Here is a 3,971-nt window from a genome sequence, read left to right as displayed (position 1 = left end):
CTGCCACGGCGCGCGTCACTGCGCCGGTGCCCGCGGCGATCTCGAGCAGCGCGGAGGGAGTGCGGGCGGCGACGCGACGTGCGATGTCCTCCGCATAGACGGAGAAGATCATCGGGACGAGATACTCGTCGTAGATTTTCGGAATCGAGCCGGCGAAAACCTTGTCAGTGTCGGACATGTTGCCTCGCTGCAGGTTCGAATGCGGGCTCATCCTACCATGGATCGCCGTCTACCGCGCCAGCAATGACGTTAACCCCCGCCGGTTCCTGCATCGCCTTGCGCGCTCTCGGACAGCATTGGCGAAGTCCCTGATGGCGCCTTACGATTTTGCCCCGCCGACCTCGCGGATCGGCCGCGTGCCGTCCCAGCTCTTCGCGGCCTGCCGGACCTTCTCGAAAAACGGCCCCTTGGTGCCGCTGATGTCGGAAATCTCGATCACCGTGCCCGGATGGGCCTGGGTGTCGAAATAGGCAAAGCGGCCCTTGTCGCCGCCGATCTGGCCCTCATGGCCGATCCTGTAGCCGAGCCCGAGTGCCTTGTCGTAGAGCGCCTGGTAGTCATGGCTCCAATATGACATGTGCTGGAGGCCTTCGTGACCGGCGTCGAGGAATTCCCTGTACAGCGAGGGCGCGTCGTTGCGCTGCTGGATCAGCTCGATCTGGAGATCGCCGGAATTGGCCAGCGCAATGCTCATCTCGACAGTCGAATCCTGACCGCGATGTCGGAACCAGTCGGTCTTGACGCGGTCCATGTAGTACCAGGGGCCGACGCCCATCACCTCGATCCAGTGCTTCATCGCAGCGTGGATGTCACGCACCACATATCCGTTCTGGCGCACCGCGCCGAAGATGCGGCTCATGCCCGCGCTCCTCTTGTCAGCCAATTCACTTGACCTCAATGCCCGCGTCCTTGGCAACCTGCTTCCAGGCCGCGATGTCGCGGGCGTTGATGTCGCGCTGCTCCTCGCCGGGCACGAATTGCGGGGTGATGCCGAGCCCGAGCAGCTTCTCCTTCACGGCGGCATCGCCGAGCGCGTCCTTCAGCGCCGCCGACAGTTTCTGTGCGATCGGGGGAGCGAGGCCCGCCGGCGCATACATGGCCCAGGACAGGCTGCGGTCGAACGGCACGCCCTGCTCCTTGTAGCTGGCGATATCAGGCAGGCTCGGCGAACGCTCGCCGCAGGCGGCCAGCGCCTTGATCGAGCCGTCCTTCACCAGCGGCGTTGCCGTCGCCACGTCGAGTGTCGCGAGCGAGATGTGGCCGCCGAGCAGGTCGCCGGCTAGTTTTGCGATGCCGTTGAACGGCACGTGGTCCATCTTGATGCCGGTCTGCTGCATCAGGATTTCCGCGCAAAATTGTCCGGTCGAGCCGACGCCCCAGCTGCCGTACTGGACTGGTTCGCCCTTCTTGGCCAGCGCGACCAGGCCCTTGATGTCATTGGCGGCGAAATTCTTGGTCGCGACCAGCATGATCGAGGACGTCCCGACGCGGCCGATGGTCGTGAAATCCTTGATCGGATCGTAGGGCAGCTTTGGATAGATGGCGGGAGCCAGCACATGCGTGGTCATGCCGCCGACGGTGATGGTGTAGCCGTCATTCGGCGAAGTCGCGACCATCTGCGTGCCGAGCGTGCCGGCAGCGCCGGTGTGGTTCTCGATATAGATGCTCTGTCCGAGCGTCTTGCCCATCCTGTCCGCGAGCAGCCGGCCGACCACATCACCGCCGCCGCCGGCGGCATAAGGCAGCAGCATCTTGATCTTGTGCGTGGGGTAGGCGGCCGGATCCTCGGCGTATGCGGGCGCCGCCGCAGACAGGACCGGCAGTGACGATGAGACGACGCAAAGCGTCATGATGGTTTGCCGCGCGGGCAAAAAGCGGGCGAGGCGTGCCATGTCGTTGTCTCCCAATTGCTCTCCGCTTATCGAGCGGAGTTGAATGCCACCGCGCTCACGCAGAGATGTTCTGCGTCGCGGTCGAGGATCGTCGCATAGGACATGAAAAACGAACGATCGTTCGTACGGTTGACTAGCGAACGATCGTTCGTTAGTCAAGCACCCATGGCTGTCCCTCCCACAAGCGCGGCGGAAGCGGCTGCGCCCACGACACGGGAGCGCATTCTTTACGAGGCGCTCAACCTGTTCGCGCAGAGCGGCTATGGCGGCGCCTCGATGCGCGAGCTGGCGCGCCGCGTCGGCATCCGCGAAAGCAGCCTCTACAACCACTTTCCCGGCAAGGCCGCGATCCTGGAGGCGATCGTCAGCGAGCATGGCCCGGCGAGCTCGGCAAGCCGGTTGGAAGAGCCGCGCTACAAGCAGCTGGCGCGCCAGCCCGCCGCGTTCTGCCGCCAGTTTGCGCTCGACCTCGTCGAGCAATGGTCCGACCCGCGCGAGCACCAGTTCCAGAAAGTCATCACGGCCGAGCGCAACCGCGTGCCCGGCATCCGCGCCAAATTCGCCGATCATTTCTACGCGCGCGAGCAGAGCCTGATGACGGACTATTTTCGCGGCTTCGCGCTCGCCGGTTTGGTCAAGACGCCGGATCCGCGCGAGACCGCGCGGTTGTTCGCGGCAGGCCTGATCTACATCCGTCTCGAGCATTACGTGATGGGCGCCGCGCCCTCGCCGCGATCCAAGGTGATCGAGGCGATCGAGCGCTATCTCGCTTTCTTCCTGTCGCTGATCGCGGCAGGCGACGATACCGACAACAAGAAACGAAAGCCCAAGGGAGAGAACCGTGGCAAGGCTGCCCCTGATTGATCCGGAGACGACGAGCGGCGACATCCGCGCCTCGTTCGACCGCATGCCGGTCAAGCTCAACATCTTTCGCATGATGGCCCATGCCGAGGCCAACATGATCCCGGCGATGCGGCTCGGCAATTCGATCCTGCACAAGCAGAAGCTCTCGGCGGTCTACCGCGAGCTGCTGATCCTTCAGGCCGCGCAGCTCGAGGGCGGCGCCTATGAATGGCGCCAGCACGTGCCGATCGCGCTCGGCGTCGGCTGCACGCAAGGGCAGGTCGATGCGGTCGAGCGAGCGGACTACGACGCCGCCGCGCTGAACGAGGCCGAGCGCGCCCTGCTGAAATTCGGCCGCGAGGTGGTCGAGAACGTCCGCGTCCCCGAGGCCACGTTCGCTGCCGCGCGAAAACATTTCAGCGACCAGGAGATCGTGGAATCCATCGTCGCGCTCGGCTTCTACATGATGATGGCGCGCCTCACGGAAGCGACCGAAACCGATCTCGATCCCGCCGCCGGCATGACGGTCTATGACGGCGGCAAGAAGTAGGGCGGCTTGAGATGACGGAAACCTACGTCCGCCCGCCGAGTGCGGAATCTCTGGGTGAGGCGCCGGGCAGGGGGCGTCTGAAGGGGCGCCGCATCCTGATCGTCGGCGGCGGCCAGCGCGTGTTCGACGCCGCCATCGATCCGATCGGCAACGGCCGCGCCATGAGCATTCTGTGCGCGCGGGAGGGCGCCAAGGTCGCGGTCGCCGACCTCAACCACACCTCCGCGCAGCAGACCGTCAAGCATATCACCGATGAAGGCGGCGAGGGCTTTGCCATCACGGCCGACGTCACGCGTGAGGCTGACGTCGTCCGCATGATCGAGGAGGCGCATCGCGCCATGGGTGGGCTCGACGGCATGGTGCTGAACATCGGCACCTTCGGCAAGGTCGGACTCGATGCCGTCAGCCCCGAGGAGTGGAACAGGATCTACGACGTCAACGTCCGCGGTCCCATGCTATGCTGCCGCGCCGCGATGCCGAGATTCGACGATGGCGGCGCCGTCGTCTTCATCTCCTCCATCGCCGCGCTGAAAGCGGGATCGCAGATGGCAGTGTATGATTCCTCAAAGGCCGCGCTTGGCGGCCTGATGCGCAACATCGCCCATCTCGGTTCGCGCCGCGGCATCCGTGCCAACCTCGTCTATCCCGGCCTCGTCGACACCCCGAACGGCCGCGAAGCCGGCGCC

5 protein-coding genes and 1 pseudogene are annotated in these 3,971 nt (G+C 64.9%); 3 read left to right on the top strand and 3 right to left on the bottom strand.

The features are described 5' to 3' along the window. The 3 genes and pseudogenes from MOV75_RS29690 to MOV75_RS29680 form a co-directional block, all read right to left on the bottom strand. Positions 1–178: pseudogene (locus tag MOV75_RS29690) on the bottom strand (SAM-dependent methyltransferase); the annotation flags it as partial. A 141-nt stretch (positions 179–319) separates the two neighbouring features. Then, complete coding sequence (locus tag MOV75_RS29685) at positions 320–859, bottom strand: VOC family protein (protein WP_246930878.1); 540 nt, start codon at positions 857–859, stop codon at positions 320–322. A gap of 25 nt (positions 860–884) precedes the next feature. Then, on the bottom strand, positions 885–1,850 hold the full coding sequence (locus tag MOV75_RS29680; RefSeq protein ID WP_309486854.1) for a tripartite tricarboxylate transporter substrate binding protein: 966 nt from the start codon (positions 1,848–1,850) through the stop codon (positions 885–887). Between the two features lie 207 nt (positions 1,851–2,057). On the opposite strand from MOV75_RS29680, the gene MOV75_RS29675 reads away from it, so the two are divergent. From MOV75_RS29675 to MOV75_RS29665, 3 genes are all read left to right on the top strand, one after another. Then, positions 2,058–2,756, top strand: a complete 699-nt coding sequence (locus MOV75_RS29675; protein WP_246930882.1) for a TetR/AcrR family transcriptional regulator — start codon at positions 2,058–2,060, stop codon at positions 2,754–2,756. Then, entirely contained in the window at positions 2,734–3,285 is a 552-nt protein-coding gene (locus MOV75_RS29670; RefSeq protein WP_246930884.1) for a carboxymuconolactone decarboxylase family protein, read from the top strand. Before MOV75_RS29675 ends, MOV75_RS29670 begins: the two co-directional genes overlap by 23 nt. An 11-nt stretch (positions 3,286–3,296) precedes the next feature. Next, on the top strand, positions 3,297–3,971 hold a 675-nt coding region (locus MOV75_RS29665), incomplete at its 3' end, for an SDR family NAD(P)-dependent oxidoreductase (protein ID WP_247007100.1).

Origin of the sequence: Bradyrhizobium sp. PRIMUS42, from assembly GCF_023006515.1 — a bacterium.
In the GTDB taxonomy this organism is placed as follows: domain Bacteria; phylum Pseudomonadota; class Alphaproteobacteria; order Rhizobiales; family Xanthobacteraceae; genus Bradyrhizobium.
The sequence above is the reverse complement of the archived record's forward strand: the minus strand, read 5'-3'. Positions and strand labels throughout refer to the sequence as shown.

Bases quoted from the DNA above. Each gene is read 5' to 3' on its own strand.
- MOV75_RS29675 (WP_246930882.1), top strand. From the start codon at position 2,058: ATGGCTGTCCCTCCCACAAGCGCGGCGGAAGCGGCTGCGCCCACGACA.
- MOV75_RS29680 (WP_309486854.1), bottom strand. From the start codon at position 1,850: ATGACGCTTTGCGTCGTCTCATCGTCACTGCCGGTCCTGTCTGCGGCG.
- MOV75_RS29685 (WP_246930878.1), bottom strand. From the start codon at position 859: ATGAGCCGCATCTTCGGCGCGGTGCGCCAGAACGGATATGTGGTGCGT.